The sequence below is a fragment of the Bacillus sp. NPDC094077 genome, assembly GCF_050279465.1.
Taxonomy (GTDB): domain Bacteria; phylum Bacillota; class Bacilli; order Bacillales; family Bacillaceae_G; genus Bacillus_A.
This window is the reverse complement of the sequence record NZ_JBNNUF010000013.1, coordinates 1-26,934: the sequence shown is the minus strand read 5'-3', so window position 1 is coordinate 26,934 and position 26,934 is coordinate 1. Positions and strand designations below refer to the sequence as shown.

At 34.2% G+C, this 26,934-nt stretch carries 25 protein-coding genes and 3 pseudogenes; 2 read left to right on the top strand and 26 right to left on the bottom strand.

Annotated features, from left to right (window positions below):
* Positions 1 to 11: 11 nt before the first annotated feature.
* The 7 genes from ACQKNR_RS23540 to ACQKNR_RS23510 form a co-directional block, all read right to left on the bottom strand.
* On the bottom strand, positions 12 to 689 hold the full coding sequence (locus tag ACQKNR_RS23540; protein WP_427321114.1) for a copper homeostasis protein CutC: 678 nt from the start codon (positions 687 to 689) through the stop codon (positions 12 to 14).
* A 249-nt stretch (positions 690 to 938) separates the two neighbouring features.
* The gene (locus ACQKNR_RS23535) at positions 939 to 1,736 is read right to left on the bottom strand and encodes a cell wall hydrolase (RefSeq protein WP_427321112.1); all 798 of its coding nucleotides are present in this window, start codon (positions 1,734 to 1,736) and stop codon (positions 939 to 941) included.
* An 825-nt stretch (positions 1,737 to 2,561) separates the two neighbouring features.
* Positions 2,562 to 4,049, bottom strand: coding sequence for a sodium:solute symporter family protein (locus tag ACQKNR_RS23530; RefSeq protein ID WP_427321110.1), 1,488 nt, complete (start codon positions 4,047 to 4,049; stop codon positions 2,562 to 2,564).
* On the bottom strand, positions 4,046 to 4,246 hold the full coding sequence (locus tag ACQKNR_RS23525) for a DUF3311 domain-containing protein (protein ID WP_427321108.1): 201 nt from the start codon (positions 4,244 to 4,246) through the stop codon (positions 4,046 to 4,048). The genes ACQKNR_RS23530 and ACQKNR_RS23525 overlap by 4 nt, the downstream gene beginning before the upstream one ends.
* Before the next feature lie 12 nt (positions 4,247 to 4,258).
* Positions 4,259 to 5,446: an amidohydrolase gene (locus ACQKNR_RS23520; protein WP_427321106.1), complete on the bottom strand. Its 1,188-nt coding sequence runs from the start codon at positions 5,444 to 5,446 to the stop codon at positions 4,259 to 4,261.
* Between the two features lie 168 nt (positions 5,447 to 5,614).
* Complete coding sequence (locus tag ACQKNR_RS23515) at positions 5,615 to 6,913, bottom strand: hypothetical protein (RefSeq protein ID WP_427321104.1); 1,299 nt, start codon at positions 6,911 to 6,913, stop codon at positions 5,615 to 5,617.
* A gap of 281 nt (positions 6,914 to 7,194) precedes the next feature.
* Positions 7,195 to 7,911, bottom strand: a complete 717-nt coding sequence (locus tag ACQKNR_RS23510) for an ArsR/SmtB family transcription factor (protein WP_427321102.1) — start codon at positions 7,909 to 7,911, stop codon at positions 7,195 to 7,197.
* Between the two features lie 69 nt (positions 7,912 to 7,980).
* Here ACQKNR_RS23510 and ACQKNR_RS23505 point away from each other — a divergent pair, with 69 nt between their 5' ends.
* Entirely contained in the window at positions 7,981 to 8,451 is a 471-nt protein-coding gene (locus tag ACQKNR_RS23505) for a DinB family protein (RefSeq protein WP_427321100.1), read from the top strand.
* 231 nt (positions 8,452 to 8,682) lie between these two features.
* Here ACQKNR_RS23505 and ACQKNR_RS23500 read toward each other — a convergent pair whose 3' ends face one another.
* The 11 genes from ACQKNR_RS23500 to ACQKNR_RS23450 all read right to left on the bottom strand — a co-directional run bounded on the left by ACQKNR_RS23500 (position 8,683) and on the right by ACQKNR_RS23450 (position 18,696).
* Entirely contained in the window at positions 8,683 to 9,831 is a 1,149-nt protein-coding gene (locus tag ACQKNR_RS23500; RefSeq protein WP_427321098.1) for an acyl-CoA dehydrogenase family protein, read from the bottom strand.
* 154 nt (positions 9,832 to 9,985) lie between these two features.
* On the bottom strand, positions 9,986 to 10,618 hold the full coding sequence (locus ACQKNR_RS23495) for a YdcF family protein (RefSeq protein ID WP_427321096.1): 633 nt from the start codon (positions 10,616 to 10,618) through the stop codon (positions 9,986 to 9,988).
* 329 nt (positions 10,619 to 10,947) lie between these two features.
* On the bottom strand, positions 10,948 to 11,535 hold the full coding sequence (locus tag ACQKNR_RS23490; protein ID WP_427321094.1) for a GNAT family N-acetyltransferase: 588 nt from the start codon (positions 11,533 to 11,535) through the stop codon (positions 10,948 to 10,950).
* 147 nt (positions 11,536 to 11,682) lie between these two features.
* A complete protein-coding gene (locus ACQKNR_RS23485) occupies positions 11,683 to 11,982 on the bottom strand; it encodes a VOC family protein (RefSeq protein WP_427321290.1) in 300 nt (99 codons plus the stop codon).
* Positions 11,983 to 12,004: 22 nt separating this feature from the next.
* A complete protein-coding gene (locus tag ACQKNR_RS23480) occupies positions 12,005 to 12,340 on the bottom strand; it encodes a hypothetical protein (RefSeq protein WP_427321092.1) in 336 nt (111 codons plus the stop codon).
* Positions 12,341 to 12,423: 83 nt separating this feature from the next.
* Positions 12,424 to 13,752 carry a YjiH family protein gene (locus ACQKNR_RS23475; RefSeq protein ID WP_427321090.1) on the bottom strand — a complete coding sequence of 443 codons (1,329 nt, stop codon included), beginning with the start codon at positions 13,750 to 13,752 and terminating at the stop codon, positions 12,424 to 12,426.
* A gap of 211 nt (positions 13,753 to 13,963) precedes the next feature.
* Positions 13,964 to 15,088: an alpha/beta hydrolase gene (locus ACQKNR_RS23470; protein WP_427321088.1), complete on the bottom strand. Its 1,125-nt coding sequence runs from the start codon at positions 15,086 to 15,088 to the stop codon at positions 13,964 to 13,966.
* Between the two features lie 122 nt (positions 15,089 to 15,210).
* Positions 15,211 to 16,092 (bottom strand): AraC family transcriptional regulator, encoded by an 882-nt coding sequence (locus tag ACQKNR_RS23465; protein WP_427321086.1) that lies wholly within the window; start codon positions 16,090 to 16,092, stop codon positions 15,211 to 15,213.
* 69 nt (positions 16,093 to 16,161) lie between these two features.
* Positions 16,162 to 16,680 carry a GNAT family N-acetyltransferase gene (locus ACQKNR_RS23460; RefSeq protein WP_427321084.1) on the bottom strand — a complete coding sequence of 173 codons (519 nt, stop codon included), beginning with the start codon at positions 16,678 to 16,680 and terminating at the stop codon, positions 16,162 to 16,164.
* 228 nt (positions 16,681 to 16,908) lie between these two features.
* Positions 16,909 to 17,343: a ferritin-like domain-containing protein gene (locus ACQKNR_RS23455; RefSeq protein WP_427321082.1), complete on the bottom strand. Its 435-nt coding sequence runs from the start codon at positions 17,341 to 17,343 to the stop codon at positions 16,909 to 16,911.
* 171 nt (positions 17,344 to 17,514) lie between these two features.
* The gene (locus ACQKNR_RS23450; RefSeq protein ID WP_427321080.1) at positions 17,515 to 18,696 is read right to left on the bottom strand and encodes a YhgE/Pip domain-containing protein; all 1,182 of its coding nucleotides are present in this window, start codon (positions 18,694 to 18,696) and stop codon (positions 17,515 to 17,517) included.
* A 172-nt stretch (positions 18,697 to 18,868) separates the two neighbouring features.
* Between ACQKNR_RS23450 and ACQKNR_RS23445 the strand changes: the two genes are divergently transcribed.
* Positions 18,869 to 19,486, top strand: coding sequence for a TetR/AcrR family transcriptional regulator (locus ACQKNR_RS23445; protein WP_427321078.1), 618 nt, complete (start codon positions 18,869 to 18,871; stop codon positions 19,484 to 19,486).
* A 68-nt stretch (positions 19,487 to 19,554) separates the two neighbouring features.
* Here ACQKNR_RS23445 and ppsA read toward each other — a convergent pair whose 3' ends face one another.
* The 8 genes and pseudogenes from ppsA to ACQKNR_RS23405 form a co-directional block, all read right to left on the bottom strand.
* On the bottom strand, positions 19,555 to 22,164 hold the full coding sequence (gene ppsA, locus ACQKNR_RS23440) for a phosphoenolpyruvate synthase (protein WP_427321076.1): 2,610 nt from the start codon (positions 22,162 to 22,164) through the stop codon (positions 19,555 to 19,557).
* A 133-nt stretch (positions 22,165 to 22,297) separates the two neighbouring features.
* Positions 22,298 to 22,477 (bottom strand): annotated as a pseudogene (locus tag ACQKNR_RS23435) (YolD-like family protein); the annotation flags it as partial.
* 34 nt (positions 22,478 to 22,511) lie between these two features.
* Entirely contained in the window at positions 22,512 to 23,207 is a 696-nt protein-coding gene (locus ACQKNR_RS23430; RefSeq protein WP_427321074.1) for an ABC transporter ATP-binding protein, read from the bottom strand.
* A complete protein-coding gene (locus ACQKNR_RS23425; RefSeq protein ID WP_427321072.1) occupies positions 23,204 to 24,016 on the bottom strand; it encodes an ABC transporter permease in 813 nt (270 codons plus the stop codon). The genes ACQKNR_RS23430 and ACQKNR_RS23425 overlap by 4 nt, the downstream gene beginning before the upstream one ends.
* Positions 24,017 to 24,091: 75 nt before the next feature.
* Positions 24,092 to 24,598, bottom strand: a complete 507-nt coding sequence (locus ACQKNR_RS23420) for a nitrous oxide reductase accessory protein NosL (RefSeq protein WP_427321070.1) — start codon at positions 24,596 to 24,598, stop codon at positions 24,092 to 24,094.
* Entirely contained in the window at positions 24,595 to 25,875 is a 1,281-nt protein-coding gene (locus ACQKNR_RS23415) for a right-handed parallel beta-helix repeat-containing protein (protein ID WP_427321068.1), read from the bottom strand. The genes ACQKNR_RS23420 and ACQKNR_RS23415 overlap by 4 nt, the downstream gene beginning before the upstream one ends.
* 482 nt (positions 25,876 to 26,357) lie before the next feature.
* Positions 26,358 to 26,484: pseudogene (locus tag ACQKNR_RS23410) on the bottom strand (YolD-like family protein); the annotation flags it as partial.
* Between the two features lies 1 nt (position 26,485).
* Positions 26,486 to 26,847 (bottom strand): annotated as a pseudogene (locus tag ACQKNR_RS23405) (hypothetical protein); the annotation flags it as partial.
* Positions 26,848 to 26,934: the final 87 nt, after the last annotated feature.

The following is a 26,934-nucleotide window of genomic DNA, read 5'->3' as shown; positions in this document are numbered from 1 at the left end:
TTCTTAAGCACTTATTTTATTATTTCAACTAATTCTTGCACTAAATTTGGATCAATTTCAGAAAAACATGATTTCCCTTCTCTTACAGCTGTACCAACATGAGCCTGCGTGATCCCAGTTTCATCTAGCAGTTGCTTTATATTTTCTTTCGTTACACCACTTCCAGCAACAAGTTGAATTTGACCATCGCTTTCCTTTTGCATATCTGTAAGCACTGGAATATTTTCTACTATATTTCCTTGTCCACCTGAAGTTAAAACGTGAGTCACTTTATTAAATTTCTTTAAAGTTTTCATCGCTTCAACTGGATTTTCTATATCATCTATCGCACGGTGATACGTTACATTTATTCCATCAACAACAGATAATAAATCTGCTAGCTTCTCTTCATCCACTTCATGTTGTTCATTTAATACGCCTAATACCACACCAGCTGCACCTAGCTTCTGTGCAATGACAATATCTTCCTTCATCATTTCAATTTCTTCTTCCGTATATGTAAAAGACTTCGCATGCGGACGAATCATAACGTGAATTGGTATATTTACCGCTTCCACCGCTTTTTTAATAAATGCATAACTTGGCGTTAAGCCACCTTCTGTATAAGATGAAATTAATTCAATTCGCTTCCCACCAGCGCTTTCAATTCGTTTCACATCTTCTAAACATGTTGCAATAACCTCTAGCATGAGATAACCTCTTTTCGTGCTTTTTTCTCATTATACAGTAGGTGAAATAAGAAGCATAGCATTCTCCTATAAAACTATAAAAAGAAGAATGAAAAGAAAGATTTTTTTAACGAATTTACCGAAAGAATTTTACATAACTTTACTGTTCGTGAAATCCCGTTTTATGATGGCAGCCAAGCAACTTTCAAACAAATTTAATAATCGCCTATCAAATTTATTGATAGGCGATTTTGGTATATATTATTATTTTTATTTAGCAAACAGATGGCTTCCAATTTGTGCAACGGTTTGACGTGTTGTAATCCATTTGTCAGTCGATGTTTTGGGATTATAGAAATAGCGCCAATCAGAATTTGTTCCATTTGATGTGAGAGCCTCTTCTACTGCCATTCTTGCTTCCTGTGTAGCAGGCTGATTAATTCTTCCGTCTGTAACAGGAGTAAAAGCATAACCATTTTTAATAGGTTCATAAATTACGTCTGTAATTGTATTTGGAAAACCATTTGCGTTAACCCGATTTAATACTACCTTCGCCACTGCAACCTTACCTGCATATGGCTCCCCTCCCGCTTCTGCATTTACTAACCGTGCCATTAAGTCCACTTCTTGTAATGATATTCCAGTATCAATCTTTAAGTGTTGACCGACAAAAATTTGACTTCCGTCCACATTATTGATTTGTTTAATAGACTGTATTGAAACCTTGTATTGTTGTGATATAGAACTTAATGTATCCCCGTTTTTCACTTGGTAAATTGCTTGATACGAATTCGTTCCAGCTGTTGAATTATTTTTTTGAATATACTCGTTTGCAGTTGGAGAACCTGGAATTGTTAAACGCTCTCCAATATTAATTTGATTATTTACTTTGTTATTAGCCTGTTTAAGTGATTGTACGGACACCCCATATTGTTTACTTATTGCTTCTAGAGTATCATTCTTTTGAACATTATAAACTGTTGAAGCCGCAGCCCCTACTGGATTTGATACGATTGTAATCATTGCAGCAGATAGTGGTAACCAGGTTTTCACCTTACATAACTTCATTCAAAAAAGCCTCCTAAAAATAGTTAAGTACTCTTAATATGTTTAAGTTAAAGACAAATCAAGCTATTTATAGCGTAACAAAACATTAAATTTAAGTCATGGAATTTGCACACATAGATCTCCTATCCAAAATGATTCAAATAATAACCCATCTCATGTATCTAAGTTTTTCATGTTTGCAAAAATAAGATAGCAAACAAGATAGATCCTTTATTTATATTGGAAGAACCCCTTCTGGCTAGGAGAGCAGAAGGGATTCACAACAAGGAAACATTTTGTTGCAATTTGTAAGGAGACAAAAAATTTAATTGTCAGTTATCATGATTACACATATTTCTTTCGATAAGTGTTCTTAAATTTCCTTATTAAAAGCAAAAAATGAAAACATTCAACAAAATCTATTATATTATAATTTTATTGCAGAGATGGGAAAGCATTATTAGATATTATGACACGGGAAAATAGCGCTATTCAAATTGAGTAGCGGCTATTTTATTGTTTATTCTATAAATGCTCACTAAAAGTAAGCGATAAAAATTAAGTTAATATATATCTAGTAATTTGAAAGGCATGCGAATCAAACCCTTATATTTTTGTAAAAACATCAAGTTATCCCTTTCGTAAAAATAAAAAATTCTATATCTTAATAATACTCATTACTATATTTGTGTGAATACTCAAGAAAATCAAACCACCTATCGCCTAAAGAATATAGGGAACAGATGGTTAAAGTGTTTTGATATGTGTCCCGTATTCAGGTTTCACTTCACTTCATAACCTAGGGATTTTTTTCATATATTCACATGTATTATCTTTACTATTAAATTAGATTTTACTCTCTATTACAGTTGTGGTATTCTGATGAACATTTGAGATATTTTTGGTCACCAAACTGACTATTACTAAAACTACAATATTCACACATAAAGCGATAATTCCTTCATTTAAATCTTTAATTACCTGAGGAATATGAGGGAATATTTCACCGATTTTGAGGTTTCCTAGGTCCATAATTGAGACTAACAATCCCCCTGTAATAATCCCAGCAAACGCCCCTTGTTTAGTCACAAAGTTCTTTCTCATCAAACTCGCAAAAAATGCTGGAGCAAGTTGTGTAATGAAATTATAAGCAATTAGAGCTAGACTAAACAGGGTATTCCCTCCTTTAAAGGTCAAGTAAATTCCGACAATAGAAATAAACGGAACTAAGTATTTTACCAATTTGCCAAGCCGTTTTTCCGTGACAGATGGATTAAATACTTGATATATATTTTTGGCTAGCAATGTTGATATTGCCATTAATAATAATGAACTTGGTACTAGTGCTGCTAACACTCCCGCTCCGCCAATTACCCCAACAAACCACGGATCAAAAGCTTGTTTAGAGAGCTGCAGCAAAATAGAATCAATATCACTACCTTTTAAACCTGGCATCCGCAAGATTGCAGCAAATCCGACGAAAAAGGCAAATAGTAAAATCAATTGGTACATTGGCATTAAAACTGCATTTTTTCGTAAGGCTTTTTCACTTGATGCAGCAAAAATGGGTGAAAAACCATGTGGCCACATATAAAATCCAATACAGCTTAATATTACCGTCGATATATACCATGATATACTCATTCCCTGCTCAGGCAGTATAGCAAAGTTCGGTTTTACTTTTTCAATAGCCTCATACATAGGTTGAAGCCCACCGTAGTAATGAATTGGAAAATAAATCCCTAAAAATACGACAATACCAAGAATCAAAATATCCTTTAAAATCGATGTTTGAGCAGAGCCATGAATACCGGAAACCATTACAAAAATAGTTACCCCTATCGCTCCAAACCAAATGGCTGTTGTAGAAGATATGGCACCATAAGATGTTACAGCAACGATATATCCTAGTCCCTTCAATTGTAGAACTAAATAGCATGTACAAGCTATAACACCAATAACTGCAACAAGTACCCCAAGATAAGGACTTTGATATTTTTTCACAAAAAAGTCCGATTGTGAAACTAAATTATATTTCTTTGCATACTTCCAAATAACAGGAAAAGTCCAGTAGGAGATTACTGTTGCTAGACAACCATATGTTATGATACTAAAGATGGAGCCTCCCTCTCCATAAGCTGAACCACTTGCCCCTAAAAAGGTAAAGGTAGTATACATTTCGCCTGCAGACAGGAGGAAAATCAACAGAGCTCCCATTCCGCGCCCCCCAACCGACCATTGCTCCAAATCCATTTCTTGTCCTTTTTTAGCTCGAATACTAATCAAAATAGGGATGACGAAAAAACATAAAATCAATAACACGGCAATATTCATCTTGAATCCCCTTTCTGGTTAGTCGGATCTATTTTATATATAATTGCCAAGATAACTGTGGTTATAAGTGACCAGAGTACAATCCAAAAGTGGAAGAATGGCATTCCAAAAACATAAGGAGTCACCTTATTTGTAAACAAAGCACCTCCAATAAATCCTAAAAATGGAATAAAGCTAAGCCAATGTATGATTTTCATACTTTTCTCCCCCTAATACGCTAGGTTTAACATCTTATAAGTACCGTGGACAAATAACTGTACTCCATATTGTAAAGCTTGTTCATCAATAGTAAATTTCGGATGATGGTGAGGATAGATAATTCCTTTTTCTTCATTACGAGCCCCTATGAAAATATAAGATGCTGGAGTCATATGTTGATAGGCAGAGAAATCTTCACTCCCCATAATTGGTTTTATGATCTCTCGATTTTTTTCACTAAATACTTCACATACTGTCTCATCCATCAACCTTGTTACTTCTTCATCATTTATAGTCGGAGCATAACCAAACTGATAATTGAATTCATATGTAGCTCCATGTGCTTCTGTAATTCCTTTTACTATTCGTTCGATATAAGTTGGAACCTTTTCTCTCAGTTCTGGATTAAAACTTCTAATAGATCCCCCAATGCTTATCCTATCTGGGATAACATTAATCGCACCTCCCGCATTAAACTGAGTCACTGAAATGACAAGAGTTTCCTGAGCGTCGCGATATCTCGAAACAATGTGTTGAAGATTGGTAACAATCTGAGTTCCAATTAAAATGGGGTCAATGGTTAATTCAGGTTGCGATGCGTGTCCTCCTTTACCCAACACCGTAATATTAAAAGTATCTGCTCCAGCCATCATTGGGCCGTAACTCAAACCAATTTTCCCTAAAGGAAGTGCCGACGAAAGATGACTTCCAATAATCATATCTACTCCATTTAGTACACCAGCTTGCACTAACTCTTGAGCACCACCAGGCGGGAGTTCCTCAGCGTGTTGAAATATAAAACGTACCTCCCCTTTAATTTGATTTTTTAATTGTGTAAGAACCCATGCCGTACCCAGTAGCATTGCTGTATGTCCATCGTGTCCACAAGCATGCATCACACCTGTCTTCTGTGACACAAAGTCAAAATCATTCTCTTCTATAATTGGAAGCGCATCCATATCTGCTCGTAATGCAATTACCTTTCCTGGTTGCTTACCAATTAAACGAGCCATAACACTTGTTTTTGTCGGACGTGAAATTTCTAAATTACCAAAAGTTTGTAGCGTTTCAAAAACAAATTGTGCAGTTTTTTCTTCTTGAAATGATAGCTCGGGATATTTATGTAAATGCCTCCTCCACCTAACAACTTCACCTTGAATATTTTCGATTAAATGATGAATTCTTTCTATTTGAGACACATATTTCAACTCCTTTTTAATTTAAATTTCATTAGAAATTTTATTTTCGGTTCATTTAAGGAAAAAATTCCTTAAATGAAGTATATTAGTTATTTTGTTAAATTTCAATATTTTCAGAAAAATAATAGTGTATTAATTACAAAATAAATAAGCACCCATAATGGATGCTTATAACAATCGATAAACTTTACTGGGTCTTCCACGTGTAGCATAGGTCTCTTGACCGATACATTGTGCCAAATCAACTTCACACATTTCCGTCACAATGCGTCGTACATTACGTTCTGTCATCTCAAGATGTGCTGCCAATTCCTTTGTTGTGAAGCGATCCCATTTCATTTTATCTATAAGGGCCGATATTTTTTTGTACGTTTTCACACTGATATTCCCTTTTTTTAACTTCTCTAAAAGGACTTCATTTTGGGTACGACTTGTAAAACATAATTCTTTTTTATCACCGGGTGATTCAACAATTTTACCGTCATCTTGAACAATTACAATTTCACGCTTCTTCATTCCCTTAGAATGTTGAATTGCACGAAAAGCATTAATTTCTGCCGAATATGCAGTCTCACCAAAACCAATTCCAACGGCAACAGTTGTCTCTGCTTCAAATGCTAATTTTTGAACTGTATCTTGCAACGTCTGTATTTCTCTTTCAATTGCGCCCCGAGAACTAAAAATCATATATCTACCATTTCCCTTATCTGAAAAAGACCCATTAATCGTTTCACCAAGCTGAATCAATATTTCTTTCAATCTAATCTCTAAATATTGTAAATGATATGGAGTCTTCATTTCCTCCGCCACTTTATTAAAATACTCGACTTCAATGATTTCGACACCAATTTGTGCATCTTTAAAATAGGAAGCTCTTACTTTCTCAGAAAGTATGCGGAGCGTCTGCCGTATTTCCATCTTACTCATAGACATCCTATAAGATGGAATTCCATGCTCTCTTAGAGAATCACATACTGATGGGAAACAAGTTAAGGCTCCTGCTGTTTTTCCTTTTTTCCATAAATCTATGTGAAAATTCAATAAATCATCCATATCAATATCCAAATCAAAGACTTTCGTATAAATCTGTGGTTTCTTTATATGTAACTGTGATAAAGCTTCTTCACTAATATTATTTAAAGACATAGTATCGATACTGAGTTTTTCAATAATTCCTCCTTGTTCATAGATCATCTCTAAAAGAGATTTATACAAACCTGATTCTGTAGCAGGAACATACACCATTATTTTATCTGTATCTATATATTTTTTTGCAATTTCATAGGGAAGCGGGCCAGAAAAAAGCCATGCATGGACATGAGAAGCATGTTCAATTACAATTCTCTCTATCTCCTCTATTTGTTCATAGGTATACGAGATAAATTCCAATTCATGTTTGTATTCTTCTACCATGCCTAAAATCTGATCTATAGAAGTTTTTAAACCGACTAATCCAACTTTATACATACTATATTCACTGCCTTTGCCATATATAATATACTCTTGTAGGCTGTACCTCACATTTTATAGGATACATACAGTATACTATAAAACTTAGACTTGGGACTTACGATTTAGAACAGCCCATAATGCAGTAAAGGTACTAGGCGTTTCTCAGTCATTATACATGCGCAGACTAGCGAAGTATAAAATAAAGAAAAACAAAAAATCAGAGTTCTAATGCAAAGATATCATCTATATGAAATAAAGTGTCTAACTATTTGGGTTCACTTCATTTTGACGGACTTTTATAATTTTCCAATTTTTCTTTCTTCATTTTTCATATCAATGCCTAATTGATCTCCCAATAATTTTACGCCTTTTTTTGTAAGATGAACAGCTCGATTCTTATCCGTTTTTGTAATCCATCCCTGTTCAAAAAGCAGTTTTGCTATTGCAGACCCTAACCAACCAGAAATATGATAGCGTCGTTCACTCCAATCAAGACAAGGTTTTGCAAATACCCTCCTTTTTGTATCTGCCTTATCAATATTTATTCCAAAATTCAAAAACCATCCCTTACCTTGTTCCGTTACAATATATTCTCCGTCCTCTAAAGTTATAAATTCCCTATCTAGTAATTTTCCAGCTATCTCTACACCGAGTTTGCCTGCAAGATGATCATAACAAGTTCGAGCATAGCGGACTTGTTTTAGCTGATCCGATTGTTTTAAAGAGCGAACTTGAACTGTTGGTGCGATTGTCCCTAACTTTTCAAGAACTTCTGCTACCTCTTGATTAGCAAGTCGATAGTAACGATGTCTACCATGTTGTTCAACTGTAAGTAGATTCCCCTCTACTAATTTAGAAAGATGAGAACTAATTGTTGGATGTGACACTTTTGCCATATAAGCTAATTCACTAGCAGGTAGTGCCTGATTATTCATTAGACAATCTAAGATTATTGCTCTTGTAGGTTCAGCAATTAGTTTAGCTATATATGAGATATTCGGATATACATTCATATTTCGATGATACCCTAACTGTTAATTTGATACAATCATTTTGAATTTAATAGCAAAGGAGAGTTTAAAATGAATGCAATTGATCTTAGTATATTAAATTTAAAAGAAACGAGAAGACGCTCAGAAAAATTATGGAGTTCTCTCCCCAATAACTTTCTTACCTGGAAACCTGATAATGAGGCTATGTCCTTTGGCGAGATGATTCGTCATGTATGGAGTGCAACTTTTTCCTATCATATGATTTTAAAAAACAACGGATCGATTAATGAGATCCATATCCCGTATGATAACGAGCCAATTACTTGTGTTAAAAAAGAGATTAAATTGGCACAATCATATTTTTCGGACTTCATAGAATATGTTCAATCAATAAGTGTATCAGAGTTAGATTCAAGACTTATTGATCGAAGCGATGTTGGCTATCAACGATATTTAGGAGATATGCTTTTACGAATTGCCTATCATGATGCGGTCCATGCAGGTCAATTTTTACAATATTTACGAATGATAAATTTAGAAAGACCCTTAATTTGGGATTAAATCTAGTAAGTATTTACAAAGTTTCCAAACTGGCATTACAATACATGCTTTTTCATTAAGGAACACTCCCAAAATCATAATAATCACTTATATTAAAACGCTACATTTCAAAATAATACATCAAACAAATAAAAAGCACGTGTTCGATTACTAATCAAACACGTGCTTTCAAAACAACTATATTGTCCATAAACAATAAAATTTAAGTTCATAAGACCTATACCTAAAACATTACGATCGAAACGCCGCATCTGCCAGCATAGATAGTGTTGCATCGTCCATCGGCGGATTGTGTAATCCTGCTCTGACGTTTAAATAGTAGCGATGAAGCGGATTTTTTTCTGATAAACTTTTTGCTCCTACGATGCGTATTGCTTTATCTACAATAGATATCGCCGCATTTGTTACTGCATATTTCACTGCTGCTAATTCTGCTTGTAGTGATAGTTTATCTTCTGCTTCATCGTACTTTTTCGCAATTTGATATAAAAAGACGCGAGCTTGCATAAGTTCAAGTTCTAATTCTCCAACTAATCTTCTAACATTCGGCAATAAACTAATAGAATGATTTAAACTATTTGGCTTGTATGATTCCGCAAACTGAACTGCATAATTTCTTGCCGATTGTGCGATCCCTAAATAACATGCTGGTATATGTAGCAACCAGCCAATTCCCTTTTGTTTCACTTTTCCACCCTTTACATCCGTAAAAAAGCGATTTTCTATCTCTACATTTTGTAAAACAAGATCATGGCTAGCTGTCCCACGCATCGCAACACTATCCCACGTTTCTTCAATTGATACACCTAGTGTATTCTTTGGAATGACAAATTCTCCGATTTCTTCCCTGCCTTCAATACTTGCTGAAATAATAAAATAATCAAGCACTGGTGCCATCGTCGTAAAAGTTTTTCTTCCACTTATAATCCACTTCTCACCTTGTTGAATCGCTATTGTTTCTGGTTTGCCACCACGCGTCGGACTCCCTGTTTTCCGCTCTGTTGCTGCCCGGTTAAAGAGTGCACCATTACGCACTTCTTCGCAAAACCATTTGAACATTTCATCATTCCAAGAGCGATTTTCAGCTAGCTCTTTCACAATACCGAGGTGCCATCCAATCGATAATGCAGTAGCTCCACAGCCTTCTGCAATTTTCTCTTGAAATAAAACGAAGTCATATAAAGAAATCGCACTGCCACCAAATTCCTTCGGTAACGTTAATTTCGTATATCCGACATCTTTCAAATTATTAATATTTTCATACGGAAATGATCCTAATTCACTTAGTTGATGCTCCCTTTCCATGAACTTCGGAATCAATTTACTTATTTGTTCAATAATTAAAGATTGTTCTTCTGTTTCTACAAATGAGAGTGCCATATTATAATCTCCTTTATGCCCGATTCATAAACCGTTCATTTTGTCATTATGATTATATGAAGCTACCTCTCTATTGTTTCACTATTCCGATAAAAATACAATGTTTTTGAACAATAAGAAAAGTTCCTATTCAAGTATAGGTTCTTTTCTTATATTAATCTCCCTTCAATGCCTTTAATGGCAAAGAGGTTACATAGCCAATATACGAGAATAATTCTTTAAAAAAGAATGGAATTTCTGTATCTAACGTTTTATAAGCTGACGTTGGCGTTGGTGACGCATACGCTTCAATATTAATATGTTTTGCAATTCTCATCGCACGTTTCATATGAAGTGGATCACTCACAATCGTATATGTGTGGATTCCATTCTCTATTCCAACCTGCTTTGCATTCTTTAAATTCTCTTCAGTGAAAAGAGATTTTGTTTCAATTAAAATATCCTCTTCTTTTACACCATTTTTTAGTGCATACGCTCTAGCAGTACGGGCTTCCTCAAGTTCTGCCTCAAATTTTGTTCCACCTGTGAAAATAATCTTTTTAATATTTCCGTTTTTATATAAGGAAATCGCATGATTTATTCTTTCTTTAAATACAGGAGACGGTTTTCCGTTCCATGAAGCTGCTCCTAGTACGATACCAGCATCTGTCTTCACATCATCATCTGTTTTAAAGCGATAGCTCCAAATATCATAAGCTGCATAGCTTACATATAAAATAATAGAACAAATCATCAACAAGAATACTTGGAAGATTCGTCTTTTTTTACTCTTCTTATGTTCTTTCATTTGTAATTGCCTCCGTACATCATCCATACTTCTATAAAAAACGTATTTATCAAATCAGTTTATTTGAATTTATTTAAAAGAAGGAATTTTGCTTGTTTTATTTGTATAAAAGGGTTTTTATTTAAAATTGAGGATTATCAATTCATTCTTCGTTTGCGGTTTTCATTACATTTTGTAATTCATAAATTTATTATCATACAACTACATTGTAACGAATTTTTTATCAGAAGGGAATGATGAAACAAAAGTAAATAAAATAAGTTAGTGTTTTGTAAGAAAAAAAGGTATATTTTTCGCAAATTACGATTATATACCTTACAAAATACGAATTATAGCTTTTCTTTGTACAACTCTAATTTTTCTAACAACCTTTCTTTTACGCCTAGCCATTCACTGGCGATAATGCTGTAAACAACCGCATCTCTCACATGACCATTCGGCAACCTTCTTTCATTTCTAAGCATACCTTCTTTTACTGCTCCTAACCTTTCAATTGCTCGCTGTGCTTTTTCATTTCTTACATCTGTCTTAATTTGCACCCTCTGCATATGTAGTTTTTCAAAAGCGTACTCGAGAAGCATATACTTACACTCAGTATTTATACTCGTACGTTGCACACTTGGATGGTACCATGTCTGCCCTAACTCGACTGTCTTATCTTCTACGGAAAGATTATATAAACGTGTACTTCCCACAATCTTATTCGTCTGTTGATCGACTACAACGAAAGGTACTTGAGTTCCCCTTCCATAACCCTTTATCGCTTTTTGAACATATTGCTGCATATCTTGAACAGTATCCATTTTAGAAATTAAATACGCCCAAATATCCCGATTTCCTTCTACAATCGAAAACAAAGTTTCGACATCATTACTATCCATTAACCGTAATTTTGCTCTTTCGTGAATAATTTCCATTTCTATTCCCCCTTTGTTGTTACTATATCACACTACTTTATATCGTTTTATAATTATGTAAAATATTGAAAATACCATTACAGAAATATAATAATAAAAAATGCGATGCCTTTATTCCAGCACCGCACTCATAATTTGAATTAAAATTTACTTCTTTTCCATTACGGCAAAGTAATTATTTTCGCTATCCGCAAAATTAAATATTCTACCTGTAGGCATATTTACAATTTCCCCAACTGTAACGTTTTTGTTTACTAAATCGCTATATAGACGATCGAAGTCTTTTGAGAAGAACATTAAAGAAGGTGTACCAAGATTTAACTCAGGCTGCATTTTAGCAATTAACTCTTTATTATGGAGAATAATACTTGTTTCAGCTTCTTTCGTCGGAGCAATTTCAATCCAGCGCATTCCTTGACCGTTATCTTCCTCTGAAATTACAATTATTTTATCTCATTTTTAACTTCTCTTAGCCTAATTCAATTTTAATCAACATCTCTTCTTTAGGCCCAAACATACGAATTCCTTGCCGAATGTAATCTTCCCATATAGGGTGTGAAGGCTCATCGATAACCGTTAATATCGTACCAATTACATATGAGAAGTAGGAAGAAAATACAACATTTGGTTTTAGCGGTATTAGTTCTCCCGCTTTCTGACCGCCGATTATTACAGAAGAAACAATTTCCTTTGACTCCTCCCAAAATATGAGTATTTTACTCATTATTTGTGGAAATTGATCGCGATGAGCAATTACATATTGTACGAGTCTTAAAGAGCTGCTTTGTTGAATAAAAAATTTCATTTGTTCATTTTTCTTTAGAACACAGTTAACATTATTCCATTTTCTGATTTCGAAAACCAGAAAATGGAATATATCTAGAACCTTTAAAGCAACAAATAAGCAATCGGCGTAATAATAAGCAACGTTAAAATCGTTCTTTCCACATATAAAATAATAAGTTCAGATACTTTTAACGGAATATCTGTTGATAATATACAAGGAATTGAAGCGGAGAAAAACAAAATAGATGATACCGAAACAACCGCAATGACAAACTTTGTCACAAGTGGTGCACTTACAACTAAAAGTGATGGTAAAAACATTTCTGCAATACCAACTGATGCCGCTTTAGCGGCTAACTCTGCTTCTGGTAATTGTAATAGCCATGTAAATGGATAGAAAATGTAACTGATCCAATCAAATATTGGCGTGAACTTTGCTAAGACGATACCAATTAACCCTACTGACATAATCGATGGTAAAATTCCCATCGTCATAATAAAACCGTCTTTTAAATTCACTGCAATATTTTTCATAACACTCGGTGCAGACTTTGATACTTCTAATGCATCTTCCCAAGCGCGTTCTAGCATTTTCTCTTTATAGACAGGCTCTGGGAACCCTTCTTTCGTAATATATGTATCTGGTTTTCTACTAAGCGGTGGAATTCTTACGGTGATAGCGGTCACGATGAATGTTACAACAAGCGTAGTCCAAAAATAAACATTCCATAAATGCATAATGTCTAATGTTTTTGCGATGATGATCATAAATGTAGCGGATACTGTAGAAAAACCTGTAGCGATAATTGCCGCTTCTTTCGTTGTATACTTTCCCTCTTTATAAACGCGGTTAGTAATAAGAAGCGCAAGCGAATAACTCCCAACAAAGGAAGCAACCGCATCAATTGCTGATCGTCCCGGCGTATTCCATAACGGTCTCATAATCGGACGGCAAAATGTACCGATAAATTCTAGCAATCCATATCCGACTAATAGTGCTAAAAAAGCCGAACCAATAGGAACGAGTAAACTTACGGATATAACTAGCTTCTCATACAAAAATGGCCCAACATCTGGTGCAAAGAACCAAGCTGGTCCTACTTTAAAACAATAGAGTACACCGAAAACAACGCCGACTACTTTTAAAATAGAAAAACAAATGTCTACGATAGATGCATTCCATTTTTTCGTATAAAATGGATAAATCGCACCAATTACCATAACTAATAATGCATAATAAGGTACTACACTCGGAACCGAAGCCCGGATCCACGATACGATATGATCAATCATAATCGATGAAGCACCGTTTATCGTAACAGGAACGAAAAACATAAACACCCCAACTAGACTTGCGAGTATAAACCGAAGGATAATCCTCTTCTCTCGCCCTGTCTTAATTACATTACTTTTTAATTCAATTTCACTCAAAATTCGACACCTCCTATTATCTAAATATTCTGTACAATAATGTTGTATTCCTTCTTTTGATCTTGAATATTTAATCATATAAAAAAGCCTAATTTGAAACATATAGATCAAATTAGGCTTTTTTATATACTTTTTAGAGGTTATCACTTTCCACTGATTCATATTTAATCCTATATGAATCACTTACTGCACAAAGTAGACTATAAAATCATTACTGGAAGTAAGAGTCTTTCTTACTATGTTTCAATATAAAATTCCCCATCTCAATCGCTAAATCTTCACTTTGAGGATAGACACCTACATTATCTCCATACGCGTGCCCCAAACCACGATAGAGAACTGTTTCAGTATCAACCCCTTTTTTAGTCAATTTAGCTGCATACGCTAAACATTCTATCATTAAAAAATCATGTTCTCCTACCGTAATAAATGTACTTGGATAGTCTGAAGATACATCAACATATGGACTTAAATACTTCGAATGAATTTCTTGCGTACCAAGTATTTCTGACATCCCTCCGACCATTGAATGCATCATATTAAGTATTTTTTCTAATCCTTTTTTATATTTCGGAGCAATTTCATACTTATCTATACTCCAAGAATAAAACTCGTCTTCATAGTCACACATATTAAGTGTAGGATACAGAAGTAGTTGTCCTTTAACGAGTTTTCTACCATCTTCCATATCTCTCGTTGTACAATACTGGGTTAAGTTCCCTCCAGCACTATCACCAGCAACAAAGATATTATTCTTATCACCACCGAATGCTTCAGCATTCTCATAAATCCATTTTAAAGTAGTGTAACAATCTGTATGCCCAGTTGGAAAAGGATGCTCTGGAGCTAATCGATAATCTACGGAAACGGCTAGTATATCTGTTTTTTCTACGATTAATTTCACAAGTTCTTCTACCACATCTGGTGACCCTGCCATGAATCCGCCACCATGAATAAAGTATAAAATTGGCGCATTTTCTCGTTTAGAAATACTATTATAAATCCTTATCGGAATATCATATTCATCTTCCGCTTTAACTGTTTCATTCGTAATATTTATATCTTTAGTGACAATTGGAACGCTTTTAATACCATTAAATTGCTTTCTCATATTCTTTACTGACTTTTCGGAAGCGTCCATTTTCATCATATTTTTAGGCATAAACCTCATTATATTCATTTGAACCCTTGTGTCTTTATAAAGACGTGGGTCCATCGCTCCCTTTTCATCGCAATCTGGTATGTTTTTCACTAAGACTTCTGCGCCTTGTACATTGATGACTTCTTGTTTTTCTTGAATCTTTTCTAATAAATCTAAGCTATATTTTCTAGTCATCTACTATTCCCCCTACCTCAGCTTAAACGTTTTCATTTCTCGAAAAATTATATAACCGTGTCAATTTCCAGTTACTAAATAAAAATACGTTCCATGTACAAAATGTAACATAGAACGTATTTTTATTGTGGTTCATATTTGATTCGATTATTGTCATTTTTTGATATGATATTTTTTCTATACTGTAATGGTGTATATCCATATTTTCCTTTAAACTGTGAAATGAATGACTTTACATTGGGAAATCCATGTTTTACAGCTATATCTTGTATAGAATTTGTACTACTAATAATATCTTCATAAGCTTTATGAAGCCTGTATCTCGTTAAAAAAGAGGTGAAATTTGATCCGAAAGATTTTTTGAACATACGGGAAAAATGTTCCTCACTTACAAAAAAATGTTTCGCTACATCTTTCATTTTAAGCTCTTCATCGTAATGTTCATAAATATATGTTATCATCTCTTTTTGTTTTTCTCCAAGGTGAAAATCATTATTTACTTTCTCCGTATCTTTACAGTAGCGCAATAAAATATAAACAATCTCATAAATTAAACTATTAATTTTTATATAACTTAAATCATCAGAATGTGTGACTAACTCCTTTAATTCATAAAATATTTGTTGGAGCTTTGTGTTCTGAGCAACTGATTCTTTTAGGTTAAATCTATATTTATCAAAATCATCATTTAGCTCTTTAAGAAATTCATAAGAAACAATTAACATCATTACTGCACAACTTGTATTCGCAACTTTTTCAAATTCGTGCACATCTCCACTGTTTACAAAAATAAACTCGCCAGCTGATACTTTCTTTTTTTGCCCATTTACATACAAAAAAACGTCTCCATATATAACTAAACTAATTTCAATACTTCTATGCCAGTGTGGAGGAATATAGTAGTGAAAGTCAGCCGGAAGCCTTGTACTATCTATATATTCAACCATGCCTGGAATTCTATCACGCAATTTTATTTCTTCATATTTTCCTTGCCTGACTTTCAATTATGTTCCCTCCTTTTTATTACATAGTAAACGCCAAATAACCCCAATCTAAACTTATGCTATATATTTTTAAACCTTATCCCTTTTCTTTTGAAACTTACTAAGCCCATCTGTACTTCCAACATACGCAAAACCATTTTTCTTATAAAAATCATTCAACGTACGATTATGCCCAACACAATCTAATTTTAAATAATTTTTATCCCTTCGTACATTCTCTTCTACCCACCGTAAAACCCATTCTCCTATTCCATTCCCCTTATACTCCCGTTTCACCGCAAATCTATGAATATATAATGAATTAGAAACTTCCTCTTTACCGAAAATATATTCATCCCATTTATTTTGTTTAGGAGATACTGTAACCGTACCGACAATTTCATCTTCTTTCATCACAACATATGTATATTTCTCTCTTATCCCTTCTAGTATTTCGGCCGTAGCTTCTACTCCTAAAAGATATTGCCATTGATTCACTTCTTTATCTTGTAACCACTGTGCTACTTCTTTTAATAAAGTAATAACGTTATCGCTTTCCTCTTCTGAAGCAATTCGAATTGTATATTCTTCCACTGTATTTCTCTCCATATTTCCGCTTCCCCTTTCAGATGTTTTCTTCTTCCTTTATTGATTTTTGTTTTATACATTATATACCAGAATTAACTACTATATCTTAACTTTATAACTTGTATTTCATCATAAAAAACCGCTCCACCACTAGTGAAACGGCTTTAATTCCTCATTTTAATATAAATTATATTAAAATTTCCCATCAAAAAATCCAGCTCGAACCTTTCGATTTATTTTTTATATTTTTCATTTTGATTTCGTAAAAAAATATAAAAACCACACCGCATGATTTTGTTCATCTGCAGCTATTCTGCGCAATAACTCTTTCATGTTCGCATCTGATGTTTCATCTGAAATTTCCAAATAAAAATCTACTGTCTTTTGCTCATCTTGTATAGCAAATTCTAATCCTTGTAAGTACGTATTAGGACATCCTTCATTGATTTGTGGTTTAGGCTGCCTACCCGTTAAATTAGTATAGAGCTGTACAAAATTTTGAAAATGTCTTATTTCATCATTACGAATTTCAAGAATTTGATTTCGTTCTACCTCATTTGGAGCCATGTTAGCTAAATTCGCATAACAATTTATGGCGCTATACTCTCCATTTATGGCTTTTTCAATATCACTAATCAGTTTATCATTCTGTCTATACCAATCATGATAATTCGAATTATACATCGTATCCCCTCCATGATTTCGCATAATATTTTATGCATTGTGAAATAGTAGGAGCATGTATATATAACGGGACAGCAAATACTAATTCTTCACTCACATTTAAAACATTGAAAAACCCTATAAATTTCACCACAAAAAACCGCTTCACTACTAGTGAAACGGCTTTTATTTTTAAGCATGTAATTCTGTTTTATGCCCTTTTACTGCACTGCGTTTTAAAGCAGTTGCTAGTATAGTAATCATACTTACTACACCAATCCAAACGAGGACAGTAACTGGTGTATTCCAGCTTAAACCTTTTCCGAAGAAGAAAATTTCTCTGAGTCCTTCGATCATAAATTTCATTGGTAACCATGAGTAAACCCAGTCTTGATAAAACGGAGACAACATTTCAGGTGCTAACGATAATAATGGTGCTCCGAAGAACAGTAATAAAGCGAATAATCCGATTCCTTTTAGTCCAACTAATGAAAGTACCGCAGATATCATTAAGAAGAAACTAAAAGATGTAATGGATAAGAACAACGCTGTATCCGTAAAATTCGAAATATTTAATCCTACCATGCCATCTGCAATCCATGTAAGACCAAATCCAATTACAAGTGCCGCAACAGCTCCTGTTACTATTTGTTTTACTTTCAATACAAAGTTTTCTTTTCGTGTACCTACTGGCATTTTACGAATCGCAATAAAGATGATTGCTGCACTCGCTAAACTTGCAATCCATAACGGTTGGAATAAAGATACCGGCGAGTTACCGTTCGCACTATTTTTGCCAGTTTCATTCACATTTGTCACTTTCTTAGTAATAGGTGTTACTAAATTTGAAGCTTGATCTGTTGTTAAAGTAGCTCCTTTTGCTTTCAATCCGTCTAATAGTTGTGTACGAACAGTATTGTTCATATTATCAACTACACCATTTAATATTTGCCCTGCCATAGTTGATGCCGCTGTATTCATTCCTTGATTTATGAATATTTCTACCTCTGGTGAAGTTGGCTGTGGTGTTCGTAATGATGCCTGTTTTGCGCTAAATTCTTTCGGAATGACTAATGCCGCATAATATTCTTGATTATTTAAACCTTTTTGAACGGCTTCTTTATTTTTTACTTCTACCCACTTCACCGCAGGTTCTTCATCTGATTTCGATGATTTTTTCATCGTATCAACGATTGTTTGCCCCATATTCATTTTCGCTTGATCCGGAATTTCTACTCCTTGATCTTCATTTACAATTGCAATTGGCAAGTTTTTCGGCTGAGGTTGAACTGTTGGGAATAATGTTAATGAAAAAATAAAAACAACGACCAGCGCAATGACTGGTGAAAAATATAAAAGTTTATTTTTAAACATTTTCTTTTCTCCTCCTTTTATTTTGGTTACAATAAATAAACAACGCGTTGTTTATTTATATTTTGAATTATATGTTTGGAGTAAATCTTATTCAATAATCAAAAATCGTGAATGTGTCGGTTATAAGACATATTTTCTAAATGTGTTGAAAAAAATTAAGGAGGGACATGCTTTGCGTGATAGTAATTTAGATTTACGTGTTATTCGAACGAAAACGGCAATACGAAATGCATTAGTGGAGTTAATCGATGAAAAAGGTTTTGATGCCATTACAGTAAAAGATATTACAACGAAAGCGAACATAAATCGTGGTACGTTTTATGCGCACTATCAAGATAAATTTGATTTAATGACGAAATGCCAAGAAGAATTTATGCATGAGTTTTCTAGCATTGCTAAACAGAAATTTCCGGAAGTGATTGCTGATCTTGGATCAAACCCTTCCCCAACGACACCGTTTATACTTGTCGCTTCTATTCTTGAATTTCTAAATGAAAATAGTGATTTTATGAAAGCTGTACTTAGCCCAAAAGGAGATTTATCTTTCCAAACAAAATTGAAAGAATTTATGTGGAAAACACTATTTGAAGATACGAATGGTGCTCTCATTAATAAGGAGAATTTACTTGTCCCAAGCCAATACTTAGTTTCTTATATGGCATCTGCTCATATAGGTGTCATTCAACAATGGTTAAATAGTGGTCAAAAAGAATCACCTGAGGAGATTGCTCGTATTTTATCAACAATCGCAGTTCATGGGCCTTTCTTTGCAGCAGGCTTAAAGAAGTAAGCTGTTGCAAAATAAAAGGATCACCCACTACTTATAGCGGATGATCCTTTTTTGATTTGCAGTATACCCTATAGTATCTCAATATACCCTTCTGTTCCATGTACCCGTATTCGTTGCCCGTCCTTTATTAGTTTTGTAGCGTTCTCCACTCCAACAACTGCTGGCAAGCCATATTCACGTGCGATAACTGCTCCGTGCGTCATAAGTCCGCCGACTTCTGTTACTAACCCTTTTATAGACACAAACAATGGTGTCCAGCCAGGATCAGTAAATGCCGTAACTAATATATCTCCATCTTCTAAATTTGCATCTTCCATGTTTAAAATAACGCGCGCCCTCCCCTCAATCACTCCAGAAGAAACAGGCAGACCTACAATTGCTTCGGCCGGGAAATTTTCTCTTTTGTACTTACCTATAATGATTTCACCATCAGACGTGATAACGCGCGGGGGCGTTAGTTTTTCATATAATTTGTACTCATTTTTTTGATTATTGATGACTTTATAATCTAGTTTATTTGTACGAACGACTTCGTGAAGTTCTTCAAAAGTCAGATAGTATATATCATCGATTTCATGAATAACACCGCTCTTCACAAGTTGTTCAGCTTCTTTGAGTAACGCCTGCTTATATAGGAAATAGCGATTAATCATGCCGTATTTCGGGTATTCACGATAACCGATGAAATTCCGGATGTTACGAATCATTTGCTTCGTCTCTTCTACTTTTTGTTTACCATCCGGCAAGTGCTGCAATTGTTCTAATAACTCTTCCTCTTTTTTCAAAGCCTCCTGCAGCCCTTCTTCAAATTTCCGTTTACTAGCACCAGTTTCAAACTCTCTTATATTATTTAAAATCATCGGGATAATTGTAGGTGGCTGTTCACTCCAGCGCGTTTTCGTAATATCGATTTCGCCGCTGCATCTCATTCCGTATTTATTCAGGAAAGTTTGAATCGCATCTCGAGATTTTTCCCCGCCTTTAAACTGAACTAGTTCATCTAAAAAGCTATTATCTTTTACATGTTGTAAATACTCAATAACTTTTGGATAAGGGCGAATCACATCTGCAACGTCCATTAATGCTAAACCCATCTCCGACGTAATATTATTTTGTACGGATTGAGAAAGTGTGTCTGCTGCGTTTTTTTCACCTAGCCATTGCTCCATCTTTTCATTAATCCATGAAGAAGCATTCATACCTGCCATAATTACAGCCGTACTTTGCGAGCTAAATAATATTTTCTGTAATTGCTGCTGGATATCTTCTAAAATAAAATCGAATACAGCCGATCCTGATTTCATTTGAATGTTTCGTTTTAACTCTTCGATTGATGCTTGACTATTCTTTATTAAATCCGTAACGATTGCCGGATCGCTTTCGATTTGTGGTTGCGAACTTGCAGGTGGCATACTTTTACTAAGATTCTTTTCTTCTTCATCATCCGGTAACAATTTGATAAAATCATCTCGCTCGATTACAGTCGTTAATGCATCTCTTATGAGCGGATCCGATTTTCCTAAAGTATTTATTAAGAAATCTCTACTAGCTGGTGAAGCTAATCTTTGTGTAGCATCAACAAACAGCCTTCCCCCTGCTTTACGCATAGGCGCATGCGTCGTTAATAGGAAAAAAGATAGCCCTAGTGGCTTCATTGCATCGGTCATCATTTGTTGGTGACCGACCGATATATACACATGATTTTCTTGATCGTTTGCTTCTGGAATTGGATATAAAGTCGTGATTGGGCGACTTTGGACTATATAAATTGTATCATCAACTAAACACCATTCAATATCTTGCGGACAGCCAAAATAAGCTTCAATCTGCCTTCCGATACGTGCTAGTTGTAATATTTGTTGTTCAGTAAGTGTTTGAACGTTTTGCTGATTATGGACAATTTGTTTTGTCTCTGTTCCGCCTTCTTTCCGTCCATAGATAGCTATTTTTTTAGTTGCTATCATCTTATCGACGATTTCGCCTTCTTTTACTTTATAATTATCGGCAGATACCAGTCCTGATACTAATGCCTCACCAAGTCCAAAACTTGCTTCGATTGATAACACCTTTCGGTTAGAAGTAATCGGATCAGCTGTAAATAAAATTCCCGAAGCCTGCGGGAAAACCATCCTTTGAACGACAACACATATAGAAACTTGATTATGATTAAAACTGTTTTGTATTCGGTATATGACTGCTCGATCTGTAAATAAGGAAGCCCAGCACTTTCTTACATGCTGCAAGATTGCTTCTTTTCCGATGATATTTAAATACGTATCTTGTTGACCAGCAAACGAGGCATATGGTAAATCTTCAGCAGTAGCACTAGAACGCACTGCATAAGCATGTTCATTTCCAAAACGAGAGAGATAACGAGCTACCACTTCCGCTACATCAGAAGGAATTTCTACTTCCATAATGGTTTCTCTAATCTTCTTACTGATTTCACCAATTTGATCTCGGTCCTCAATTTTTAGCCTTGTTAATTGATTCAACAAAGCTTGAAACGCTTCATTTTGTTCGATAGCTTTTTCATATCCTCCCGTTGTAACACAAAATCCTTCTGGCACTTGTATACCTTGAATGTTTGATAACTCCCCTAACTTCAAGCCTTTCCCGCCAACGAGCGAAAGCTGCGTTTTTTCTATTTCCTGAAAATCGAGAACGAAAGAACTCATTCGGCACCTCTCCTTACTATTCATGTGCTATTGATTGTAGCAAGAGTAAATGAGAATAAACAGTCTATTTTGAACGTTAATTACATGATATAATTAAGTTAGGAAGAGATAATTATTTTTATTTCCCCTCCCTCTAATTCACTTCAATTACATCAATAAACTTAAAAATTCTTTTATTACGAAAAGCATCAGTACAAGTAATCATCTCATTTAATGGATTTATATCGACTACAGTTATGTAATTTTTATATAAGTAGCCACCTCTGTAATATGCAAGTAAAATCTCCTCTTCACCTAAAAAGGAACATAATAGCTACTTTAAGAATGGTGGCTGTTCCCTAATTGATTCATCTCCTATGCATTTGTAGTAATGTTATCGTTAAATTTTCTAAGTCTCCATCGTTTTTAATTTCCTTTATGATTTTTCCTTCTTTCATAAAGAATATCCGATCACTAATTTCAGCAGCGACATCCATCATATGTGTGGAAAAAATAATCATTGTACCATTTCTTTTTAATGTTTTTAATATTGTTACAAACTCATCTACCCAATACGGATCCAGCCCATTTGTCGGTTCGTCTAGTATCAAAATTTTAGGATTTCCAAGACACGCCTGTCCAAATAAAAGCCTCTGTCTCATCCCTTTAGATAATCTATATAAGCGCTCATTTTGTTTCTCATTTAATCCTATTGTTTTAATAACGGCTTGTACTTTTTCTTTTCCTATTTTTCGAAAGGCGGCATAAAATAACAAAAATTCTTGAACTGTCATATCTTGCTGTGCATGAAAATCATCTGGCATATAACCTATTTTACTCACATATTGTTTTCTATCTTTCTGTAATTCTATATTACCTAATTGAACGGTACCAGTTGTAGGAGTTGCAATTCCAGCTATTATATCAAGAAGCGTACTTTTTCCTGCTCCATTCCCACCACATAATACGATACACTCTCCTTCTTTGCTTTGAAATGAAATTGGAGATAATGCTATTTTCTTTTTATATCGTTTACATACTTCTTTGAGATTTAATACTGTCATTTTTTTCTTCTCCTCTCCATTTTCCAACTCGCCACAAGCAAGAACACGGTTGCATAGGTAATAAAGTATATTAATAGAACCCAAATAACAGCTTTACTTTGCAAAAACATTATCAGTTGATCATATACTTGTCCAAATATTGCTCCACCACCTAATTGAATTACAAATATAATTCGAAGGAATTCAGCTGGGTTGCAAAACAATAACATTTTTATTAGTGGTGCAATCATTGAATATGGAACAAAATTAAGGACACTAATTAAAGCCGTTGGCCACATCATAATAAGAATGAACCAAACTACAATACTTATCGCTAAAGCTTGCCACCTTGTTATAGAAAAAGAACCTATTGTTATTCCCAGTAATAGAAATAAAAAGATTAGTAAAACAGAGAAGATATACGTCGCTACCACCCAAAACATTTCAAAATTACTACCGCTTACTAACCCAATTATTATACTTACTCCAAAACTCATTGAAAAAATAGCTGTTTGCGCTATAAATTGACCGATTATTTTGCCTATTACATATGAAGTACTCTGTAAAGGATACGTACATAGAAGTCTCCATTTCCCATTTTCCACCTCGCCTGCAATAGAAAATGCTCCTATAATTAACATAAGTAAAGGCACTATATATAAAATAAGGTTTACCATTGTCCCCGTTACATTTGTATAACCTACTAAAGACGGGGTATTTCTTTCCATAACAAATATTAACGAAAACATAGTTATCCAAAGAAACAAAAACATGTATGCAAATTTACCTCTTACTGCACTACGCCATTCTGAATATAATATATTCCACATACCTACTCACCTCTCTACCGAAAAAGACAACCATAGTTGGTTGTCTTTTTCTAACTATTTAGCAATAGTCTCTTATTAATGAGAATGTCCACTACCATGATCTTTCTTTTCTTTTCCCATCATCTCTTTATTCATTTCCCATTTATGTTCTGCTAGTTCTTTATAAGAAAGAATTTCCCCAGTATGTTTTTCTACAAAGCTATCTGCATCCTTCTTCTCTTTAAAAGAAATTACATTATAAGCCATTGGCGTCTTAATTGATTTGTCATATACATATGTAGATTTATCCACTGCAACCCAATCTTTTGTATTGTAATCTCTTACAAATTTCTCTTGTATTTTTTCATTCTTATGTTCATCTATCCATTTATACATACAGCCAATATCATCAAATTTTAAAGCTTTTCCATTTTCTAAAATAACCTCAGTTGCAAATTGATTATCCATTACTGCCATATTACAAACATCACACTTATCATTTTTTTCATTAATAGCAACCGGCTTCGTTTCTTTCTTACCACACCCTACTACGGCAAATACCAAACATAAACAAATAGTAAATAACGCATACTTTACCCTCATCCATTTTTCCTCCCTAAAAAAAACAATATACTTCCCATTAGTAACATGCTTATACCTACAACCAAAACGTTAGACTGAAATCCCATCTCCCCGCCTTTTTGCGGAACAATTTCGGGCCTCATACTAGGCTCTTTGTCTAGCAATAAGGATTGGCCTGGAATTTTTATGAAACTTTGCAAAATACGCATCCCTGGTGATTGAAAGAACAACTGATATTCCGGAGTATCTTGTGTTAACAAAAGAAAATAGGCATCTGCTTTGTATGGAATATTACTAGTACCTGAACCATCTGTATCTACTTTTAAGGAAGCGTCCCAATAATTTTTATAGATGTTGTTTCCCCTACTTTGTATAGCTTGTGACTCATTAACATTCCCTAGCATTACATTTTGAGTAAATTCATTTGCACTGGCATCTTTAAATTGTAAACCAATAAAATTATTAGAAATTGAGTTACTCATAATAATATTATGATTTGCCTTTTCTACATATATACCAACTCTATTATTAGCAATTTCATTTTGTAAAACTTTTGTTTTTGTAGCATCATATAGTAATATACCCTGTGCATGAACATTACTTTTATTATCAATAAAGTGATTTCCTACTACAGATGTTTCCTTTGTTCCCATAATCATAGCGCCTGTTATATTTTCTTTTGATGTGTTATTTTCAAGAACCGTTTTATCAGAATACATAAGATGAACACCATAACGAGACTGCCAAATTGCATTGTCCTTTATTGTATTATTGTCGCTTTGTTCTAAATAAATGCCATCACGGACATTTTGGATTTTGATGTTCTCAATAAGAGTGCGATTGGATTTCCATAAATCAATTCCATTAGCCCGTCTTTGTCCAACAATCCTACTGTTCTCAATTTTTATATTGCTAGCATCTTCTAACTTAATCCCCATGTATGACGCGTGAACTTCCAATCCACTGATGTAGTGCTTATCTCCCGCTACAAATATCGCTGGCTGATCTGTATTATCATTACATTGTTCTATTTTCAAATCTTTAAGGATAATGTTTTCCTTTTTTATTGTAATAATAGGATCCTTACCACAAGAGATTATTTTAGTATTTTTATCCCCTTGTATTGTAATCGGTTTCGATATTTTTATCGTTTCATTATAAGCTCTATTTTCTAATTTAATTGTTTCATATGGGGCAGCCGCATCAATTTTTGATTGCAATGTAGACTCAGCATGAATACTTACTCCTGGAAAACAAAAAACTAACAATAAAAGAAGAGAAGAACAAATCTTTTTCATATACAGCTCACTTCTCTCAAAGCTATTAGGTATCACTATAGAAAAGAATACCAATGATTTGTGTGAAATTTGTGAAAAATGAACGTATTTTTTGTGATACATATAAAATTATTATCTGGAGATAAAAGAGTCACTACACTTATAGCCTGTGTTTTATAGTGCCTTTACATAGTTTTGATTTTTCATGTCATTACTCCTCATATATTGTTTGAAGCAGTGTGTCTTATATACTCAAAACTCACATTAAAAGAGGACAATGTAGTTCGAAAAGGAGAAATAGTAAATGCTGTTAGTACTGACTCTAGTGTTCAGGGAGTTCGTCATTTTTTCGATATTCTTGCATCTGAACCATAACTATCCTCAACGGTAATACAAACTGTAGGAAGTGAGGGATATGATGGGTTTAGTATAAGTGCAGTACTATAATGGACCTTTCTATGCAGCTGGCTTGAAGAAATAAACCTGCTGCATAGAAACACGCTTTAATCAATCTCAATTACATCAACAAACTTAAAAGTACGCTTATTGCAAAAAGCAATCCGTACATATAATCGTCTCATCTAATGGATTTATATCGACTACAGTTATGTAATTTTGATATAGATAGCCATAAATTTGTTAACGAAATACTTATCGATCGAATCGGCTCCCTTGTATGCCACTCGTATAAAAAATACGTACAAACATTATAAATATCCAGCGTTAAATTTGTTGCCCAGTTTAACATGTGTGCTTTTCTTATTCCCCCGCCATATTCCTTGCTATATCCAACTGAAAAATGAATCGTTTGAGCGCATTTCTTTTCTCTTCTCAACCTATAACAAACTTCTTCTATATGCTCTATAAAATAACGACGAGCTCTTCTATCGAGTAATCACGAAATTATATTTGGCTCTTCGCTATAGATGTTGTCGCTGGAACATATTTCTCTGCTATTCTGCTAAAATCAATCCCCTTACTATGCAAGTGGTAGGATGAGCACCCGACGCCTTGACATATTACTATGTTAGGTTTTCGTGTACTTTCCTCCAAACCGTACGTACATCTCTCGATGTATAC